This window comes from Streptomyces sp. NPDC048461 (assembly GCF_055587105.1).
The window spans coordinates 341,171-360,221 of sequence record NZ_JBVJGW010000001.1 but is presented as its reverse complement, the minus strand read 5'-3'; the positions used below and the strand labels follow the sequence as shown (position 1 = coordinate 360,221).

The following is a 19,051-nucleotide window of genomic DNA, read 5'->3' as shown; positions in this document are numbered from 1 at the left end:
TCCGCTCCATGCGCCGTTCCAAAATCGTCTGCACGCTGGGCCCCGCCGTCGACTCGTATGACCAGCTGAAGCTGCTCATCGAGGCAGGTATGAACGTGGCCCGATTCAACTTCAGCCACGGTTCCCAGGCAGAACACCAGGAGCGGTACGACCGCGTCCGGAAGGTGTCCGAGGACACCGGCCGCGCCGTGGGCGTCCTCGCCGACCTCCAGGGCCCGAAGATCCGCCTGGAGACCTTCGCCGAGGGCCCCGTCGAGCTGGTGCGCGGTGACGAGTTCACCATCACCACCGAGGACGTCCCGGGCGACAAGTCCATCTGCGGCACCACCTACAAGGGTCTGCCGGGCGACGTCTCCAAGGGCGACCAGGTCCTGATCAACGACGGCAACGTCGAGCTCCGGGTGACTGAGGTCGACGGCTCGCGCGTCAAGACCATCGTCATCGAGGGCGGTGTCATCTCGGACCACAAGGGCATCAACCTGCCGGGTGCCGCCGTCAACGTCCCCGCCCTGTCGGAGAAGGACGTCGACGACCTCCGCTTCGCCCTGCGGATGGGCTGCGACATGGTCGCCCTGTCCTTCGTCCGGGACGCCGACGACGTCAAGGACGTCCACAAGGTGATGGACGAGGTCGGCCGCCGGGTCCCCGTCATCGCCAAGGTCGAGAAGCCGCAGGCCGTCGCGAACATGGAGGCCGTCGTCGACGCCTTCGACGCGGTGATGGTGGCCCGTGGCGACCTGGCCGTCGAGTACCCGCTCGAAAAGGTCCCGATGGTCCAGAAGCGGCTCATCGAGATGTGCCGCCGCAACGCCAAGCCGGTGATCGTCGCGACCCAGATGATGGAGTCGATGATCACCAACTCCCGCCCGACGCGCGCGGAGGCGTCCGACGTCGCCAACGCGATCCTCGACGGAGCGGACGCGGTCATGCTGTCCGCCGAGTCCTCCGTGGGCGCGTACCCGATCGAGACCGTCAAGACGATGTCGAAGATCGTCACGGCGGCCGAGGAGGAACTCCTCTCCAAGGGCCTCCAGCCGCTGGTCCCGGGCAAGAAGCCCCGTACGCAGGGCGGCGCCGTCGCCCGCGCCGCGTGCGAGATCGCGGACTTCCTGGACGCGAAGTCGCTGGTCGCCTTCACTCAGTCCGGTGACACCGCCCGCCGGCTCTCGCGCTACCGCGCGTCCCAGCCGATCCTGGCCTTCACCACCGACCAGGGCACCCGCAACCAGCTCACGCTGAGCTGGGGCGTCGAGTCGTACGTCGTCCCGCACGTGGACAACACCGACGCGATGGTCGACCTCGTGGACGCGGAGCTGCTCAAGCTCAACCGCCACAACCAGGGCGACACCATGATCATCACGGCCGGCTCGCCCCCCGGCGTCCCGGGCACCACCAACATGGTCCGGGTCCACCACCTGGGCGGCGCCGCAAACGCCTGACCCGCCCCGCACCGCCTGACTCTGCCGCACAGAGACCGAGGGCGGCGCCCCGATCCGCAAAGGATCCGGGGCGCCGCCCTCGGTGCTTCGGGCACGGCGAACGGCCCGCCCCTCGTCGGCGAGGGACGGGCCGTTCGTCTCGGGGCCGGACGGTGCCGCCCGGGCGGGGCTATTCCGGCGGGCCGATGTAGTTCTTGAGGCCCGGGACGGTGAGGGTGCCGCCGAACTGGCCGGCTTGGACGACCTTGACGTTCGTGAAGAACGCGAAGGGGACGTTCAGGGGCGGCGGGCTGTTCGGGGTGAACTCGATCGGGATCAGTCCGAACAGGTTCCCCTTGAGGCTCTCGGTGTACATCGTCACCGTGCCGCCGCGGATCTTGGACGTGGAGCCCGGACGGGACTTCAGGTGCGCGACGTTCCCCTCCGTGCCGACCGTCTGGTACAGGTCCTTGATGTCCAGCGAGTCCGCCGTGAACTTCAGGACCTTCTTGATCTTGCCGCTCCCCGTCTTCACCTCGACGATGCCGTGGTAGTCCAGGCCGTAGAGGGTCAGCAGGGAACTGTCGAGGTACCAGGGCTGGTCGGGCAGGAGCGGGATGCCCGGCTCCAGCTTGGCGTCGGCCAGTGCCTGGGCGTCGAGGGTCGGACAGGGGAAGGGTTCCTTCCCGTTCGCGTCCTTGCTCGCCGAGGCGGAGGGAGAGGGGGACGGCGAGGTCTTGTCCTCGTCCTCCTCCTTCTTTTCCTTCTCCTTCTCCGCCTTGTCCTTGTCGGTCGCCTTGCCCGTCTCGTCCTTCGGCTTCGACGTGGTGTCCTTGACGTCCTGGGGCAGTTCCTCGACCTTCGCGCCGGCCGTCTTCGCCGCCTCGCGGATCGCGTCCGCCGACGGGTCGGGGGTGGGCGCCGTGGACGTGGAGGGAGCCGGGGTGTCCGGCTTCTTCGCGTCCTTGAGGGGCTTGCCGAGCTCGTCGAAGAACTCCTTGACCTTGTCGCCGACGCCCAGCGGGTCGAGCGGGTTCGGGGTCTTGGAGGCGGACGGCGAGGCACTCGCGCCCGTGGACGGGGTGGCCGCCGGGGAGCTCTGCTTTCCGGTCTTCGACTCCTCGGCCGGCTTGGAGTCCGGCTTCGCGGCCGAGGGCGTGGTACCGGGCTTGGGCGACACGCTCGCACCGGGCGACGGGGTCGCGGTGGGCGAGGTGCTCGCACTCGGGGAAGGCGACTTCGACGGGCTCGGGGAAGCCGACTCCGCGGGTTCGTCGGACTGTGTCACGCACGGTCCGGGCGCGAAGGGGATGTCCTTCTCGTCGGCCAGGGCCAGCTTCGGCGCCATGCCCATCCCGACGAAGACTGCGGTCGGCATGGCCGCCAGCGCCATCGTCTTGCCGACGGGTAGCTGGAACTTGGTCAGCAGCGACTTCCTGGGCGCCGCGTGTCGCGGGCCCCTTACTTCACGGGACTCCGCGTTCGGGGCCACACCCCGGCGCGTCTCGTCACCCCGCACTGTTCCTCCCGCCATCGGCGTGGGCAGTCGTCTCTGTCGCGTACGTCGTTTCCGTGCCCCGGGGACCGGGAACGGCCAGGTACGGCCCGTCCGCGAGTGCGTCGCCCTTGTCCGTGACAGGCTCTGCCTCGGCTGGCTCGTCCGCCTCGGCCGGCTTGCCGGGCGCCCAGGAGAGGGCGAGGGCACCGCCGAGCAGGGAGAAGAGGAAGCCGATGAAGAAACCGCCGAGGTTGGAGACCGGCAGTGACACCAGGGCCAGCAGGATCGAGGCGATCCCGGCGAAGACCCTCATGTTCTGCTGGAACCAGAGGGTGATGCCGAGCGTCATCAGCAGGACGCCGATGATCAGCGAACCCGCTCCGGCAGTGGTCGCCATGGCGAGGGTGACATTGCCCAGCCGAAGGTCCGCGTAGGGGAAGTACGCGATCGGGAAGCCCCCGAAGATGATGAGGAGTCCGGCCCAGAAGGGACGGTTTCCCCTCCAGTCGCGGAAGCGGTGGCGCACCACGGTGAGCCAGTGCTCGTCTGAGGAGCGAACCGGGGCCTCGGCGTTCATGGACAACAGCTCCCTGGAAACGGTGGTACGGAAAACTGTGTGGTGCCCGGGAGGGCCGGCGACGGCAGCCGCCCGCCCTCCCGGTCACGCACCGGGGTCCGACTACTTGACCTCGGAGTCCTCGTAGCACGGCTTGTCGCCGCTGAGCAGACGCAGCTTGAGGTCCGGCAGCGTGAAGGTGCCCGCCGTCGTCGCCCAGGCCTTCTGCTTCACGTTGGTCAGCTTCGCGGTCTTGGCGCGCTGCGAGAACAGCGCACCGTCGGCCACCGTGCCGGGCTTCGGCTTGGTGACGTGACTGCCGTCGCCGACCGCGACACCGATGTCGAGGTCCGTGAACTCGGCGTCCGCGTCCAGCTCGGCGACGTCGAGGTAGATGTTCTTGGCGACGGCCGGCTCGCCCTTGTTGCCCGTCCGCAGCTGCAACGTGATGTTGCCGAGCGGGGTGGCCGTCACCAGGGACTGGCACATGTTGGTGATCGTGGCCTGGCTGAACCCGGAGATGGTGACCGGGTGACCGGTCTTCTTGTCGGGCTGGCCGACCACGGCACCCTGGGAGATGCTGCCGTACTGGATCAGGTTCTCACCGACAAGCGAGTCGGCCCGCACCTTGAAGTCCTGGCCCGAGACGCTGAAGGACGCCGCGAGGGCTCCCTGCGCCAGACCCACACCGACCGCGGCCGTGGCCGCGATGCTCGGCACCATGACGAGCGCGAAACGCTTCCATCTGGTACCGCCACGAACCTGAGAACTCATGTCGTTCCTCCTTCTCGGACGTACATCTCCGGTCCGGGCCGTGCCCGTCCTGGGATGGGAGAAGTGCTACGTCCTCGGGAAGGAGCGTCGGCAACCGGGCCGCGGCAGAGCCGTGTCCGGAACACCGGCGATCACCCCCGAGCGACAACCACTGGGCCACGCGTTCGCGCAACCTGGAGGACAGGCCCTGCCGTACGGCAGGGACCCCCCTGTCCCACGGACGGTGCCACTGCCACCGACCGGCTCGGTGGGGACCCTCCACCGCGGCTCCGGATGAGCGGCTCTGCGGGAAGGACCGAGCGTCGCCGATCGTGGTCCATTCCCGGCCGGGGCACAAGGGGGTTCGTTACTGGCGGGTAACGGCCAGATAACCGGGGGTCTACCCGACGCCGTCGGGCAGCAACACAGGGTGTCACCAAGGGCCACGACAAAGCGGGGGAAGTGCGAATACACCGGACAGTTCACGGCGTTCGACTTACTGCGAGTAACAGCGGCCGCGATTACCAAGTTTTGGTAAAGCGCGACCGCTGTTTATCTCCGTGACAACAAATCGCCGGTGGGCCGGCGGCGTCGGAGCGTCCGTGCCGCCCCGCCCCGCAGCAGGCCGCGGAGCCCGGCTAGAAGAGCACCCGCGCCAGCGCCGTACGGGCCGCGGAGACCCGGGGGTCGTCGGCGCCGATGACCTCGAACAGCTCCAGCAGCCTCACCCGTACGGCGTCCCGGTCCTCACCGAACGTCACCCGCACGGTGTCCACCAGGCGCCCGAAGGCGTCCTCGACGTGCCCGCCGACCAGGTCCAGGTCGGCCGCGGCGATCTGCGCCGCCGGGTCGCGCGGGTTCTCGGCGGCCGCGGCGCGCACCGCCTGCGGGTCCATGTCCTGGACGCGCACGAGCAGTTCGGCCTGGGCCAGGCCCAGCTTGGCCTCGCTGTTGCCGGGATCGTCGGAGAGCACGTTCTTGTACGCCTGCACCGCGCCGCCCAGGTCGCCCGCGTCGAGCGCGACGACGGCCGCCTCCAGCAGGGCGTCGTACGGCCCGGCCGGAATCCCGGCCTCGGCGGGCTCCGGGGCGGCGCCCTCGGCGTTCGGGTCGACCTCGACGCCGATGATCCCGAAGCGCTCCTCGGCGACCTGGACCAGCTGGGCGAGGGTCTCGCGGATCTGCTGCTCGGGGGCCGCGCCCTGGAACAGCGGCAGCGCCTGGCCGGCGACGACGGCGAAGACGGCCGGAATGCCCTGGATGCCGAACTGCTGCATCAGCATCTGGTTGGCGTCGACGTCGACCTTGGCGAGCACGAGGCGGCCGTTGGCCTCGACGGTCAGCCGCTCCAGGAGCGGGCTGAGCTGCTTGCACGGCTCGCACCACTCGGCCCAGAAGTCCAGGACGACCGGGACCTCGGCGGAGAGCTGGATGACGTCGCGTTCGAAACCGGCCTCGTCTACGTCGATGACGAGCGCGGACGGCGGCAGGGCGCCGGCGGACGGGCCGGCGCCACCGCCCTGGCCGTTCTGCCGGGCCGCTTCGGCGCGGGCCTGCTCGGCCTTGGCCTTGGCCTCGCCGGCCGCCTTCACCGCGGCGAGGTCGACGACGCCGCTCATGGACATGTTTCTGGGCTGCATGCGTACATCCTCCCCCGAGTGTGCGCGCCGACGAAAAAGATCGCGTGAATTCGCCGATCCTCGCGATACCGTGCGGGCGGCGCCGGGTCCCCACCTGGCGCCAGTAGCTCTTCGCGTGGTTGCCGCTCTTACGCTACGACCCGTAGCGTAACTCCTCCCGGACCCCGGGTCCCCGTGATCTGAACCACACCGCAAGGGCACCGGGCGTCCTGGCTACCGGCGGGTATGGTCTCGGCCATGCGCAACCCCGGCCCCGGCCACGACCCCAGCACCGGCGCGACGCACGGCCGCACCGGCCGGCCCCGCAGCGCCGCCGCCGACACCGCGATCCTCGCGGCGACCCGGGACGCGCTGGTCGATCTGGGCTGGTCGAAGCTGACCATGAGCGACGTCTCGGTCCGGGCCAAGGTCGCCAAGACCACCCTGTACCGGCGCTGGGCGGGCAAGAACGAACTGGTCGTGGACGCGGTCGCGGAGCTCTTCGACGCGCTCGAACTGCCCGACCGGGGATCCCTGGAAGCCGACATCGAGTACGTGGTCCTGCAGTTCGCGGAGCTGCTACGGCGCCCGGAGGCCCGTACGGCGCTGATGGCCGTGGTCGCCGAGTCCACGCGCGACGAGGCCCTGCGCGACCGGATCCGGTCGGCGATCGTGGACCGGCAGAAACGTCTCGTCGTGCTGGGGCGCGAGCGGGCCCAGGCCCGCGGCGAACTCCCCTACGAGGAGGACGACGCCCTGACCGGCCGCACCACCGACCTGATCTTCGACGTGATCGCCGGCACGGTGGTGCACCGGGCACTGGTGAGCTCCGAGCCGGTGGACGAGTGCTGGGTGGCCACCTTCACCGCCCTGCTGATGCACGGCCTCCTGGGCCCCTCCGCGGCCTGACCCGGTCCGGCCCCGTCCCGGCACCGCGCGCACCGGCCCCCGTACGGAAGCGCGACGGCCGGTCGCGGCTCCCCCGGCGGGGGCCGCGACCGGCCGTGGTGCGCGGCCCGGAGGGGCCGGCGCGGGGTCAGAAGCCGGGCGGCTCGGTGTAGGTGCCCCACTCCTCGCGCAGTACGTTGCAGATCTCGCCGAGGGTGGCCTCGGCCCGTACGGCGTCCAGCATCGCCGGGATCATGTTCGACCCGTCGCGGGCCGCGGCCAGCATGGAGTCCAGCGCCGACGTCACCTTCGCGTCGTCGCGCCGGCCCTTGCGCGCGGCCAGCTCGCGCACCTGGACGGTCTCCACCTCGTGGCTGACCCGGAGGATCTCCAGGTCACCGGTGACCGAGCCGTGGTGGACGTTGACGCCGACGACCCGCTTGTCGCCCTTCTCCAGCGACCGCTGGAACTGGAAGGCCGATTCGGCGATCTCGCCGGTGAACCAGCCGTCCTCGATGCCGCGCAGGATGCCCGAGGTGATCGGCCCGATCGGGTGCTGCCCGTCCGGGTGGGCGCGCAGCCCGCGCTCCTTGATCTGGTCGAAGATCTTCTCGGCGTCGGCCTCGATCCGGTCCGTGAGCTGCTCGACGTACCAGGAACCGCCCAGCGGGTCCGCCACGTTGGCGACGCCGGTCTCCTCCATCAGCACCTGCTGGGTGCGCAGGGCGATCTCGGCGGCCTGCTCGCTCGGCAGCGCGAGGGTCTCGTCGAGGGCGTTGGTGTGCAGGGAGTTGGTGCCGCCGAGGATGGCCGAGAGGGCTTCCACGGCGGTGCGCACGACGTTGTTGTAGGGCTGCTGCGCGGTGAGCGAGACGCCGGCGGTCTGGGTGTGGAAGCGCAGCCACATGGACTTGTCGCTCTTCGCGCCGTAGACCTCCTTCATCCAGCGGGCCCAGATGCGGCGGGCGGCGCGGAACTTGGCGATCTCCTCGAAGAAGTCGAGGTGCGCGTCGAAGAAGAAGGACAGCCCGGGCGCGAAGTGGTCCACGTCCATGCCCCGGGAGAGGCCCAGCTCCACGTACCCGAAGCCGTCGGCGAGGGTGTACGCCAGCTCCTGCGCGGCCGTGGCCCCGGCCTCGCGGATGTGGTAGCCGGAGACGGACAGCGGCTTGTAGGCGGGGATGCCCTCGGCGCAGTACTCCATCAGGTCGCCGATGAGGCGCAGGTGCGGCTCGGGTTCGAAGAGCCACTCCTTCTGGGCGATGTACTCCTTGAAGATGTCGGTCTGCAGCGTGCCGTTGAGCAGGGCGGGATCGACGCCCTGCCGCTCGGCGGCGACCAGGTACATGCAGAAGGCGGGGACGGCGGGGCCGGAGATCGTCATGGAGGTCGTGACGTCGCCGAGCGGGATGTCCTTGAACAGGACCTCCATGTCGGAGGCGGAGTCGATGGCGACCCCGCAGTGCCCGACCTCGCCGAGGGCCCGGGGGTCGTCGGAGTCCCGGCCCATGAGGGTGGGCATGTCGAAGGCGACGGAGAGCCCGCCGCCGCCCGCGGCCAGGATCATCTTGTAGCGCTCGTTGGTCTGCTCGGCGTTCCCGAACCCGGCGAACTGCCGGATGGTCCAGGTCCGCCCCCGGTAGCCGGTGGCGTGCAGGCCGCGGGTGTACGGGTACTCACCCGGCCACCCGATGCGCTCGAATCCCTCGTACGCGTCGCCGGGCCGCGGCCCGTAGACCGGATCGACCTCATCGCCGGAGAGCGTGGTGAAATCGGCGTCGCGCTTGCGGGCCTTGTCATAACGGGCCTGCCAGCGGCGGCGGCCCTCCTCGATGGCGTCAGCGTCCATGACTCCAATTTACTAGGACGTCCTAGTAAATGTCGATGGCAAACCCCCGGGGAGTCGCCCGGGGGTGGTTGCGATCGCGTCGCGGGGGTGGCGCCGCCTACGCCTCGACGGTCGCCGGCCGGTCGTCGGCGATCAGCGGCTCGACCTCGGCGCGGACCGTGCGCTCGACGAAGAACGCGGCCAGCGGGATGGTGCCGCTGATCATGATCCAGAGCATCTTGCCGAAGGACCACTTGGCCTTGGAGCTCAGGTCGAAGGCGAAGGCCAGGTAGATCATGAAGAGCACGCCGTGGGCCTGGGACACCACGAAGGTCAGATCGGCGCCCTTGTCGAAGCCGTACTTGAAGACCATGCAGGTGCAGAGCACCAGCAGCATCACGGCGGTCGCGAAAGCCATCACCCGGTAGCGGGTCAGCACACTGCGTTTCATGGCGTCGAGCCTAACCGTCCGCTTTGCGCGATCTTGACCGGGGCCCGGTCCGGGGCCCGCCCCCGGACGGGCGCCGGACGGCCTAGCGCTCGTCGAAGTCCGCGGCCGCGACCCGCAGCGGGCGGAGCAGGGCGAAGATCTCCCCGCACTCCTCGGCGTCGTACGCGCCGAGCCCGAAGTCGACCTCCATCAGGTCCCGGGTCGCGGCCTCGACGACCTCCCGGCCCTTGTCCGTGATGGAGGCGAGGGTGCCGCGGCCGTCGTTCGGGTTGGGCCGCTTGTCGACGAGCCCGGACCGGACCAGCCGGTCGACGGTGTTCGTCACCGACGTCGGGTGGACCATCAGGCGCTCGCCGATCTTCGACATCGGCAGCTCGCCGGCCTTGGAGAAGGTGAGCAGCACCAGCGCCTCGTACCGCGCGAAGGTCAGTCCGTACGGCTTGACCACCGCGTCGACCTCACCGAGCAGGATCTGGTGCGCCCGCATGATGGAGGTGATCGCGGCCATCGAGGGCACCGGACCCCAGCGCTGCTGCCAGAGCTCGTCGGCGCGGGCGATGGGATCGAAGGGAAGGCTGAGCGGCTTGGGCACGCGTCCGACCCTACCGGGCGGTCATTTGGCGGCGGGCCCCGTCTCACACTTCGGCCCCTCCTCCTCCCGTGCCGCCGCCCGGAGTTCGGCGAGCAGCAGCAGGACGACCGCCGTACCGAGCGCCCCGGCGCCGGCGACGACGGCGTGGACCGGGAGGAACTCGGCGGCGAGACCGGCGAGCGCCATGCCGACGCCCTGGAGCGTCATCAGGCCGGTGCCGAGCAGGGTCATCGCGCGGCCGCGCAGCTCGTCGGGGACGGCGTCCACGTACCACTGGTCGAGGCCGAGGGTGTGGGCCTGGGCCAGCCCGGCGAGCAGCAGGGCCGCGAACACGGCGTACGGACCGGGGTGCACGGCGTACGCGAGGAGCGGCAGCGGCGCGACGGCGGCGAGCGGGGCCACGATCCGCGAACGCGTTCGGGCGGTGAGCGCGGAGCCGGCCCAGAGCTCCCCGGCGATGGTGCCGACGGGCAGCGCGCACATCAGCAGGCCGAGGGCGACGGTGCCGGCGCCGATGCGGTCGGCGTACGGGGCCAGGAGCGCCTCGGGAACGACGACGAAGGCGGGCGGCAGCCAGAACAGCAGGGTCAGCGCGCGCACCCGGCGGTTGCCGAGGACCGCGCGGACACCGGCGAGCGGGGAGGTGCGGGTGCCGGGGGCGCGGGCCGGGCGGGCGCGGGTGCCGAGCCCCAGCAGGAGCGCGGAGCCGAGGAATCCGGCGGCCGTGAGGGCGATGGCGCCGCGCGGCGCCAGCACGGTGAGGAGCAGGCCGCCGAGGCCGAAGCCGATGAGCTGGGCGCTCTGGGCCACCATGCGCAGGAGCGAACGGCCGAGGACGAAGGGGTCGCCGGAGCCGAGGATGTCGGCGAGGGAGGCGCTGCGCGTGCCCTGGAACAGCGGCGCGACGAAGGCCATGGCGCAGCGGAGCACGAGGAGCGCGGCGACGGGGGTGCCGGGCAGGGCCATGGCGGCGGCGCAGGCCGCGCAGACCAGGTCGCAGCCGACGAGCACCCGCCGGGCGGGGTACCGGTCGGCGATCCCGGCGAGGAGGGTGCCGCCGAGGGCGTACGGGAGGAAGCCGAGGGCGAAGGTGAGCGCGCTCATCAGCGGGGAGCCGGTGGCGCGGTAGACGAGGACGGTGAGGGAGATCTCGGCGACGACGACGCCGAGCACGGACAGCAGGTGGGCGGCGAACACGGGCCGGAACTCCCGGACCCGGAAGACGGAGCGGTATCCGGCGGACGCCGCGCCGGAGGGATCCGGGGCCGGGCCGGCGGCCGGGGTGAGGGTGGACATGACGGCAGCCTGTCCCGCCCGGCGCGGCGGCTGTAACGATTCGCCGTGACCCGAATCCACCGCGGCCCCGGCCGGTGCGCGGGTGCCGGACGCCGGACACAGCGCCCGGTGGCCGCCGGGCCGGCGGCCGCCCCGCATGACGTAGCGTCGGACGCCGGCGCGACCGCGGGCGAAGCCGGCGGACGGCAGCCGGCACGAGGGCGGCCGACGCCCGCGCACGGATACGGGGCGCGGATACGGCGGACGTGGCCCGGGGCGCAGGCACGGGCACGGGCACGGGCACGGGCAGGGGCAGGGCACGGGCACGGGCAGGGCACGGGAACAGCCACGAGCACGGGTACGGCTCGGGAACGGAGGGCCGCGTGGGGTTTCACTTTCGCTTCGGGCCGGGCGACCTGCTGCGGTGCCGGTTCTCCCTCTCCCCCCGCTGGGAGACCCAGGAGGCGGTGCGGGTCCTGCTGTCACCGCACCGGCAGGCGTACCACCTCCCCTGGCTCCGGCAGGCGAGGGCCGCCGCCGAGGGGCTGGACCTGCGTCCGCTGTGGCTGCTGATGCCCCGCGCCGGGCACCATCCGGACTTCCTCAGCCCGCCGCCCCTCGGCCCCAGCGTCACCTTCGAGGAGGAGATCGCGCGGGTGCGCGCTGCTGATCCCGACGCGGCCCGCGAGGACCTGCGGCTCTCCCTGGTCTGCACCCCCGGCGCCCTGGAGAGCGACGCGGGGCAGCGGATGATGGCCGATCCGGCGCGCGCCGTAAGGGAGTTGGCCGACCTCACGGAGCAGGCCTGGCAGGCGCTGGTCGAACCGCACTGGCCTCGGCTGCGCGCCCTGCTGGAGGCGGACATCCTGTTCCACTCCCGGCGGCTCGCGGCGGGCGGGCTGGAGGCCCTGTTCGACGGGCTCCACCCGGACCTGCGCTGGTACGGGGAGAGCGACACCCTGACCATCGAGCGGCCCGCGCACCACCACCGCGCGCTGGACGGGCAGGGGCTGCTGCTGATGCCGAGCGCGTTCGTCTGGCCGCAGGTGGTCGGCGGCTACGACCCGCCCTGGCAGCCGACGCTCGTGTACCCGGCGCGCGGCGTCGGCGGGCTGTGGACCGCCTCGGCGGGACCCGCCCCGCGGGCGCTCGCCCGGCTGCTGGGCGCGGCCCGGGCCGAGGTGCTGTGCGCGCTGGACGAGCCGGCCTCCACCACGGCGCTGGCCCACCGCCTGGGCCTGGCGCCGTCCACGGTCTCGGCGCACCTGGGGGTGCTGCACGCGGCGGGCCTGCTGGTCTCGGTCCGGCACGGCCGCCAGGTGCTGTACGAGCGGACCCCGCTGGCCCTCGCCCTCACCACGGGCGAGCCCGCCACCCGCTGAGCGGGCCGGGCCCGTCCGGTCGCCGCCGGGGGCCCCACCCGCCCGGCGCGCCGCTCAGCCCCCGGCGAGGTGGCGCTCGACCGTCTCGACCTTCGAGGTGATGCCGTCGGTGACACCGGGACGGATGTCGGCCTTGAGGATGAAGGAGACCCGGGGCGCCCGCGCCTCCACGGCGGCCACCGCGCGCCGGACCACGTCCATCACCTCGTCCCACTCGCCTTCCACAGTCGTGAACATGGCGTCGGTGCGGTGGGGCAGGCCCGACTCGCGCACCACGCGGACGGCGTCCGCCACGTACGCGCCGACCTCTTCACCGACCCCCAGCGGGGTCACCGAGAACGCGACGATCATGCCTTGGCCGCCTCGCGCGCACGCGCCGCCAGCACGCTGTCCGCCTCGTCGCGCTTGAGCACCTTGTCGCCGTAGAGCCCGCCGAAGGGGATGAGCGAGAGCACGAAGAACAGGGCGACCTTCTTCAGCGGCCACTTCGCCTTGTGCCACACGTCCAGCAGGAAGATGACGTAGATGACGAACAGGATCCCGTGGAGGGCCCCGAGCGGCGGCATCAGGTAGTCGATGTCCGTCGTCCGCTTCAGGAGCGAGCCGAAGATCAGCAGGGCCGGGAACGACAGTGCCTCGGGTACGGAGATGAGGCGCAGCCGGTGCAGGGCGGAGGCGGTCTTGATGTCCACGTGGAACCTTCGGGGTGGAGGCCAGGGTCGGTCCCAGTGTCTCAGCCGCTTTGCGGGATCTTGACCCGGGTGCCCGTCACCGGCACGTCACGGGAACGGCACCATGACGTCACCAAGACCGCAGTGTGGCGTATATCGGCCACCAGGCCCTTCTCGGGCACGGCCGCTGCGGATAACGTCATCCCGTGGCTCAGTTCCGACTCCAAGGCAGCAAGGTGCTCGCCGTCGACCTGACCGGGGACGCCGTCAAAGCGAAGAACGGCTCCATGGTCGCGTACGACGGCCAAGTGGCCTTCAAGAAGATGACAGGCGGCGGCGAAGGCCTCCGCGGGATGGTGACCCGGCGGCTGACCGGCGAGCAGATGACCGTGATGGAGGTTCAGGGGCACGGCACCTGCTTCTTCGCCGACCGCGCGAGCGAGATCAATCTGGTCAATCTGCGCGGCGAGAAGCTCTACGTCGAGTCCAGCAACCTGCTGTGCACCGACGCGGGCCTGCGCACCGGCACGACCTTCACCGGCCTGCGCGGCGCCACGTCGGGCAACGGCCTGTTCACCACGACCGTCGAGGGCTCGGGCCAGGCGGCGATCACGTCCGACGGTCCGGCCGTGGTGCTGCGCGTCAGTGCCCAGTACCCGCTCTCCGTCGACCCGGGGGCGTACGTCGCGCACACCGGGAACCTCCAGCAGTCCTTCCAGTCGGGTGTGAACTTCCGCACGCTGATCGGCGAGGGCTCCGGCGAGGCGTTCCAGATCCGCTTCGAGGGCGAGGGCCTGGTGTACGTGCAGCCCAGCGAGCGCAACACCGTCGGGGGCGACGTCTGATGCCGTTCCGCGAGATCAACTCGAAGATGGTGGAGGCCCAGGTCCTCCCCGGGCAGAAGATGTACAGCCAGCGCGGCGCGATGCTCGCCTACCGCGGCGAGGTCTCCTTCACCCCCAGCCTGACCGGTGGTCAGGGCGGGGTCATGGGCATGATCGGGCGCCGGGTGGCGAACGAGCAGACCCCGCTGATGTCGGTCGAGGGCAGCGGCACCGTGATGTTCGGCCACGGCGGCCACCACATCCAGGTCATCAACCTCACCGGCGAGACGCTCTACGTGGAGGCCGACCGGCTGCTCGCCTTCGACGGCACCCTGCAGCAGGGCACGATGTTCATGGGCTCCCAGGGCGGTGTCATGGGCATGGTGCGCGGCCAGGTGTCGGGCCAGGGCCTGTTCACCACGACCCTCAAGGGGCACGGCTCGGTCGCCGTGATGGCCCACGGCGGGGTCATCGAGCTCCCCATCACCCCCCAGCGCCCGGTCCACGTGGACCCGCAGGCGTACGTCGCCCACCACGGCGAGGTGCGCAACAAGCTCTCCGCCGCGCTCGGCTGGCGCGACATGGTGGGGCGCGGCTCGGGCGAGGCGTTCCAGCTGGAGCTGTCCGGCCAGGGCGCGGTGTACGTACAGGCCTCGGAGGAGAAGCTGTGAACTTTGGCCCCGTGACGGGCGGACCCGGCGGGCCGACGGTCTTCGACCCGTACACCCTGCCCTCCGACGACAACGTGAACCCGTACACCTTCTGCGTGGAGCTCAAGGGGAGCCAGTGGTTCCTGCAGAAGGGCAAGATGATCTCCTACTACGGGAGCATCGAGTTCAACGGCATCGGCAACGGCCGCTTCGACCGGCTGCTGCGCACCAGCTTCCACTCCCCGCTGCACGCCGCCGACTGGGTCGTGGCCGAGGGCCAGGGCAAGATGCTGCTCGCCGACCGGGCCTTCGACGTGAACTCGTTCGACCTGGACAAGGGGAACCTGACGATCCGGTCGGGCAACCTGCTCGCGTACCAGCCCACCCTGGCGCTGAAGCAGTCGATCGTCCCGGGGTTCCTGACGCTGATCGGGACGGGCAAGTTCGTGGCGGCGTCCAACGGGCCGGTGGTGTTCATGGAGCCGCCGCTGCGCGTGGACCCGCAGGCGCTGGTCGGCTGGGCGGACTGCCCGTCGCCGTGCCACCACTACGACCACGCCTACATGTCCGGCGTGATGGGCGGGCTGCGCTCGCTGACCGGCATCGGGGGGACGTCGGGCGAGGAGCACCAGTTCGAGTTCGTCGGGGCCGGCACGGTGCTGCTCCAGTCGTCCGAGATGCTGATGGCGGAGAAGGCGGTCGGCGCGGTCGGCGCCGGCGCGGCCACGGGCAACGCCCAGGGCGTGCCCGGAGCCGGCCAGGGCCCGCTGGGACAGGTGGGCGTGCCGCGGATGCCGGGGCAGCTGGGTGATCTCCAGCGCCGTTTCGGACTGTGACCCGCGGGAGTAGTCCCGCCCCCCGATCTTTGTACGCAATTCAACTTTTTAGGTAGAGTTCATTCATGGAGACCATGGAGACCCAGACGGCCGCGACCCCCCGGACCCCGTCCGAGGAGACCCCCTGGCTGACCGAATCCGAGCAGTGCGCCTGGCGCACCCACCTGGACGTCAGCCGGCTGCTGATGCACCAGCTGGAAAAGGACCTCCAGCCCTTCGGACTCACCAACAACGACTACGAGATCCTCGTGAACCTCTCGGAGTCGGACGGGAACCGGATGCGGATGAGCGATCTCGCGACCGCGACCCTGCAGTCCAAGAGCCGCCTGTCCCACCAGATCACGCGCATGGAGGCGGCCGGCCTGGTCCGCCGGGTGAACTGCGAGTCCGACCGCCGCGGCCTGTACGCGGTGCTCACGGACGAGGGCATGGAGACGATGCGCAAGGTCGCCCCGCACCACGTGGCGTCGGTCCGCCGGCACTTCATCGACATGCTGCCGCCGGAGGCCCTGGCGGCGCTGCGCGCCTCCCTGCGCCCGGTCGCCGAGCACCTGCGGGAGAACCGCGGCAAGGCCTGAGAAGGGGCCCCGCGCAAGTCGGGGCTCCGATCGCCGGGCCGGGTGATCGACCGCACAATGGTCGGTACGCCCGCCGCCGGCCCCGCACGCGCCGAGCAACCGTAAGCGCGTGCCGGCCGGCCTGAGGAGGTCCAGCCCATGAAGCGCACTGCGTACATCGCGACGGCCGCATCCGTGGTCCTGATGCTCGGAGGCCCGGTGGCGGCCGCGGCAGCGGCGACCGCCGACACGGCGAGAACCGTCCCCGCGGCCGCGGCCGCCCGCGCCGACGTGACGGCCGAGGCAGCCGTCGCGGCGGCCCTCAAGGCGCACCCCGGCGTGGTCCAGTCCGTCGACCGCGACGGTTCCGTCTGGCACGTCGACGTGATCTCCAAGGACGGCAAGCACGCGGAGCTGGAGGTGAACGCGGCCACCGGCAGCGTCACGAAGGAGAACCAGGACGCCGACGACACCAACGACGACGACGGCAACGAGAACGCCGCGCTGCTCGCCGCGAAGGTGAAGGCCGAGCAGGCCGTCAAGGCCGCCCTGGCCGCCCACGCCGGCCAGGTCTGGTCGGTGAACTGGGACGACGACGACGACAACGGCAAGACCTACTGGGACGTCGAGGTGAAGACCACCGACGGCAAGACCCGGAACGTGCACGTCGACCCCGCCTCGGGCAAGGTCACCGCGTCCACCACGGACTCGGACTCGGACGGCGACGACAACAACTGACCGCCGGCTCCGCCCGGCCCGCGCCCGGGCACCCGTCCGGGCCGGGTCCGGGGGGCCGCACGCACCCCCGGACCCGCGCCCGGACGGCTCCGGTCGGTCTCCGGCCCGGCGCCGGGTCCCGGAGCCGGCTCTCAGCCCTCCGTCAGGCTGCCCAGCAGCGCGTCGGCCGCCGCGTACGGGTCCAGCTCGCCGGCGGCGACCCGTACGGCCAGCGCGTCGAGCCGGGCGTCCCCGCGCAGGTCGGCGAGCCGCGCCCGCAGGGCCGTGATCGCGATGGTCTCCACCTCGCGCGCGGCCCGGGCCGCGCGCCGCTCCGCCAGCACGCCCCGGCCGTCCATCCATGCCCGGTGCTTCTCCAGCGCCTCGACCAGCTCGTCGATGCCCTGGCCGCGGGCCGCGACCGTCTTGACGATCGGCGGCCGCCAGTCGTCCCGGCCCCGGGCCTCGCCCAGGCCGAGCATGTGGTTCAGCTCGCGGGCGGTGGCGTCGGCGCCGTCCCGGTCGGCCTTGTTGACCACGTACACGTCGCCGATCTCCAGGATGCCCGCCTTGGCGGCCTGGATGCCGTCGCCCATGCCCGGGGCCAGCAGCACCACGGAGGTGTCCGCCTGGGAGGCGATCTCCACCTCCGACTGCCCGACACCGACCGTCTCGACCAGGATCACCTCGCAGCCCGCCGCGTCCAGCACACGGATCGCCTGCGGGGCCGCCCACGCCAGCCCGCCCAGGTGCCCCCGGGTGGCCATGGACCGGATGTACACGCCCGGGTCCCCGGCGTGGTCCGACATCCGCACCCGGTCGCCGAGCAGCGCGCCGCCCGAGAAGGGCGAGGACGGGTCGACGGCGAGGACGCCGACCCGCTTGCCCGCCTTGCGGTACGCGGTCACGAGCGCCGAGGTCGAGGTGGACTTGCCGACACCGGGCGAGCCCGTGAGCCCCACCACGTACGCCCCGCCCGTCAGCGGCGCCAGCGCCGCCATCACCTCGCGCAGCTGCGGGGACGCTCCCTCGACCAGCGAGATCAGCCGGGCCACCGCTCTCGGCCGGCCCTCACGCGCCTGGGCCACCAGCTGGGGGACGTCCACCGCCGTCATACGTGCTGCACTCCTCGGTTCTCGCTACGGGTACGGGTACGGGTACGAATGCGCGGGGCTGGGGCGCGGGGACCGGGGTCCGGCTCCCGCGCCCGTACCGCTTCTAGCGGGGGACGCGCACGATCAGCGCGTCGCCCTGCCCGCCGCCGCCGCACAGCGCGGCCGCGCCGACCCCGCCGCCGCGGCGCTTGAGCTCCAGCGCCAGGTGCAGCACCACGCGGGCGCCGGACATGCCGATGGGGTGGCCCAGCGCGATGGCGCCGCCGTTCACGTTCACCTTTTCCGGGGTCACGCCGAGGTCCTTCATTGACTGCACGGCGACCGCGGCGAAGGCCTCGTTGATCTCGATGAGGTCCAGGTCGGAGACGTCCAGGCCCTCCTTGCCCAGGGCGTGGCGGATCGCGTTGGACGGCTGCGACTGGAGGGAGTTGTCGGGACCGGCCACGTTGCCGTGGGCGCCGATCTCCGCGAGCCACTCCAGGCCCAGCTCCTCGGCCTTGGCCTTGCTCATCACGACCACGGCGGCCGCGCCGTCGCTGATCTGCGAGGACGTGCCGGCGGTGATGGTGCCGTCCTTCGCGAAGGCCGGGCGCAGCTTCCCGAGGGACTCCGCCGTGGTCTCCGGGCGGATGCCCTCGTCCTGCGAGAACACCACCGGGTCGCCCTTGCGCTGCGGGATCTCCACCGGGGCGATCTCGGCCTCGAAGACGCCGTTCTTCTGCGCCGCGGCGGCCCGCTGGTGGGAGGTGGCCGCGAACTCGTCCTGCGGGGCGCGCTCGATGCCGAGGCGGGTGTTGTGCTTCTCGGTGGACTCGCCCATCGCGATGTTCTCGAAGGCGTCGGTGAGGCCGTCGTAGGCCATCGCGTCGAGCATCTCGATGGCGCCGTACTTGTAGCCCTCGCGCGACTTGGGCAGCAGGTGCGGGGCGTTGGTCATGGACTCCTGACCGCCCGCGACCACGATGTCGAACTCCCCGGCGCGGATGAGCTGGTCCGCCAGAGCGATCGCGTCCAGGCCCGAGAGGCACACCTTGTTGATGGTGAGCGCGGGCACGTTCATGGGGATGCCGGCCTTGACGGCGGCCTGGCGGGCGGGGATCTGGCCCGCGCCGGCCTGGAGCACCTGGCCCATGATCACGTACTGCACCTGGTCGCCGGTGATCCCGGCCCGGTCCAGCGCGGACTTGATGGCGAAGCCGCCGAGGTCGGCGCCCGAGAACGACTTGAGCGAGCCGAGCAGCCGCCCCATGGGCGTGCGGGCCCCGGCGACGATCACTGAGGTGGTGTTGTTCGATCCGGACATGAGGCACAGCCCCTTGAGGATGAGGAGTGAACGAGGGTTTACCTGAATGTACTGAGCGGTACCGGCGGCGTCACCGGGCTGTCGGTGTGATCGCTGGCACGTTGCGTGACCACCCCCC

General features: G+C 71.5%; 20 protein-coding genes. 8 read left to right on the top strand and 12 right to left on the bottom strand.

Annotated features, from left to right (window positions below; genetic code table 11):
- Positions 1–8 precede the first annotated feature (8 nt).
- Complete coding sequence (gene pyk, locus ACZ6S8_RS01610) at positions 9–1,439, top strand: pyruvate kinase (protein ID WP_469451420.1); 1,431 nt, start codon at positions 9–11, stop codon at positions 1,437–1,439.
- A gap of 169 nt (positions 1,440–1,608) precedes the next feature.
- Here the strand turns inward: pyk and ACZ6S8_RS01605 are convergent, their stop codons facing one another.
- From ACZ6S8_RS01605 to ACZ6S8_RS01590, 4 genes are all read right to left on the bottom strand, one after another.
- Complete coding sequence (locus ACZ6S8_RS01605) at positions 1,609–2,937, bottom strand: hypothetical protein (protein ID WP_469451418.1); 1,329 nt, start codon at positions 2,935–2,937, stop codon at positions 1,609–1,611.
- Entirely contained in the window at positions 2,927–3,493 is a 567-nt protein-coding gene (locus tag ACZ6S8_RS01600) for a DUF6114 domain-containing protein (RefSeq protein WP_469451416.1), read from the bottom strand. The genes ACZ6S8_RS01605 and ACZ6S8_RS01600 overlap by 11 nt, the downstream gene beginning before the upstream one ends.
- Positions 3,494–3,595: 102 nt before the next feature.
- A complete protein-coding gene (locus ACZ6S8_RS01595) occupies positions 3,596–4,246 on the bottom strand; it encodes a DUF6230 family protein (protein ID WP_469451415.1) in 651 nt (216 codons plus the stop codon).
- A 617-nt stretch (positions 4,247–4,863) separates the two neighbouring features.
- Positions 4,864–5,865: a tetratricopeptide repeat protein gene (locus ACZ6S8_RS01590; protein WP_469451414.1), complete on the bottom strand. Its 1,002-nt coding sequence runs from the start codon at positions 5,863–5,865 to the stop codon at positions 4,864–4,866.
- 237 nt (positions 5,866–6,102) lie between these two features.
- Here ACZ6S8_RS01590 and ACZ6S8_RS01585 point away from each other — a divergent pair, with 237 nt between their 5' ends.
- On the top strand, positions 6,103–6,753 hold the full coding sequence (locus tag ACZ6S8_RS01585) for a TetR/AcrR family transcriptional regulator (protein ID WP_469451412.1): 651 nt from the start codon (positions 6,103–6,105) through the stop codon (positions 6,751–6,753).
- A gap of 127 nt (positions 6,754–6,880) precedes the next feature.
- Here the strand turns inward: ACZ6S8_RS01585 and ACZ6S8_RS01580 are convergent, their stop codons facing one another.
- The 4 genes from ACZ6S8_RS01580 to ACZ6S8_RS01565 all read right to left on the bottom strand — a co-directional run bounded on the left by ACZ6S8_RS01580 (position 6,881) and on the right by ACZ6S8_RS01565 (position 10,899).
- Entirely contained in the window at positions 6,881–8,581 is a 1,701-nt protein-coding gene (locus tag ACZ6S8_RS01580; protein ID WP_469451410.1) for an acyl-CoA mutase large subunit family protein, read from the bottom strand.
- A 97-nt stretch (positions 8,582–8,678) separates the two neighbouring features.
- Positions 8,679–9,011 (bottom strand): DUF3817 domain-containing protein, encoded by a 333-nt coding sequence (locus tag ACZ6S8_RS01575; RefSeq protein ID WP_469451408.1) that lies wholly within the window; start codon positions 9,009–9,011, stop codon positions 8,679–8,681.
- A gap of 82 nt (positions 9,012–9,093) precedes the next feature.
- Entirely contained in the window at positions 9,094–9,603 is a 510-nt protein-coding gene (locus ACZ6S8_RS01570; RefSeq protein WP_383928656.1) for a MarR family winged helix-turn-helix transcriptional regulator, read from the bottom strand.
- Between the two features lie 21 nt (positions 9,604–9,624).
- Positions 9,625–10,899, bottom strand: a complete 1,275-nt coding sequence (locus tag ACZ6S8_RS01565; RefSeq protein WP_469451406.1) for an MFS transporter — start codon at positions 10,897–10,899, stop codon at positions 9,625–9,627.
- Positions 10,900–11,261: 362 nt separating this feature from the next.
- Between ACZ6S8_RS01565 and ACZ6S8_RS01560 the strand changes: the two genes are divergently transcribed.
- Positions 11,262–12,260 carry an ArsR/SmtB family transcription factor gene (locus tag ACZ6S8_RS01560; RefSeq protein WP_469451404.1) on the top strand — a complete coding sequence of 333 codons (999 nt, stop codon included), beginning with the start codon at positions 11,262–11,264 and terminating at the stop codon, positions 12,258–12,260.
- Between the two features lie 54 nt (positions 12,261–12,314).
- Here the strand turns inward: ACZ6S8_RS01560 and ACZ6S8_RS01555 are convergent, their stop codons facing one another.
- Together ACZ6S8_RS01555 and ACZ6S8_RS01550 are read right to left on the bottom strand one after the other, a co-directional pair.
- Positions 12,315–12,611: an MTH1187 family thiamine-binding protein gene (locus ACZ6S8_RS01555; RefSeq protein WP_469451402.1), complete on the bottom strand. Its 297-nt coding sequence runs from the start codon at positions 12,609–12,611 to the stop codon at positions 12,315–12,317.
- Positions 12,608–12,952: a DUF3817 domain-containing protein gene (locus tag ACZ6S8_RS01550; protein ID WP_469451400.1), complete on the bottom strand. Its 345-nt coding sequence runs from the start codon at positions 12,950–12,952 to the stop codon at positions 12,608–12,610. Before ACZ6S8_RS01550 ends, ACZ6S8_RS01555 begins: the two co-directional genes overlap by 4 nt.
- A gap of 185 nt (positions 12,953–13,137) precedes the next feature.
- Here ACZ6S8_RS01550 and ACZ6S8_RS01545 point away from each other — a divergent pair, with 185 nt between their 5' ends.
- From ACZ6S8_RS01545 to ACZ6S8_RS01525, 5 genes are all read left to right on the top strand, one after another.
- Positions 13,138–13,776, top strand: coding sequence for an AIM24 family protein (locus tag ACZ6S8_RS01545; protein ID WP_383907039.1), 639 nt, complete (start codon positions 13,138–13,140; stop codon positions 13,774–13,776).
- On the top strand, positions 13,776–14,426 hold the full coding sequence (locus tag ACZ6S8_RS01540; protein ID WP_469451398.1) for an AIM24 family protein: 651 nt from the start codon (positions 13,776–13,778) through the stop codon (positions 14,424–14,426). The genes ACZ6S8_RS01545 and ACZ6S8_RS01540 overlap by 1 nt, the downstream gene beginning before the upstream one ends.
- 11 nt (positions 14,427–14,437) lie before the next feature.
- On the top strand, positions 14,438–15,241 hold the full coding sequence (locus ACZ6S8_RS01535; RefSeq protein WP_469451882.1) for an AIM24 family protein: 804 nt from the start codon (positions 14,438–14,440) through the stop codon (positions 15,239–15,241).
- Positions 15,242–15,315: 74 nt separating this feature from the next.
- On the top strand, positions 15,316–15,819 hold the full coding sequence (locus tag ACZ6S8_RS01530; RefSeq protein WP_469451880.1) for a MarR family winged helix-turn-helix transcriptional regulator: 504 nt from the start codon (positions 15,316–15,318) through the stop codon (positions 15,817–15,819).
- Positions 15,820–15,957: 138 nt separating this feature from the next.
- Positions 15,958–16,536: a PepSY domain-containing protein gene (locus tag ACZ6S8_RS01525; protein ID WP_469451396.1), complete on the top strand. Its 579-nt coding sequence runs from the start codon at positions 15,958–15,960 to the stop codon at positions 16,534–16,536.
- Positions 16,537–16,667: 131 nt separating this feature from the next.
- On the opposite strand, the gene meaB is transcribed toward ACZ6S8_RS01525, so the two are convergent.
- Positions 16,668–17,630, bottom strand: coding sequence for a methylmalonyl Co-A mutase-associated GTPase MeaB (gene meaB / locus ACZ6S8_RS01520; protein ID WP_469451395.1), 963 nt, complete (start codon positions 17,628–17,630; stop codon positions 16,668–16,670).
- Positions 17,631–17,733: 103 nt separating this feature from the next.
- Positions 17,734–18,933 carry an acetyl-CoA C-acetyltransferase gene (locus tag ACZ6S8_RS01515; protein WP_469451393.1) on the bottom strand — a complete coding sequence of 400 codons (1,200 nt, stop codon included), beginning with the start codon at positions 18,931–18,933 and terminating at the stop codon, positions 17,734–17,736.
- Between the last annotated feature and the right edge of the window lie 118 nt (positions 18,934–19,051).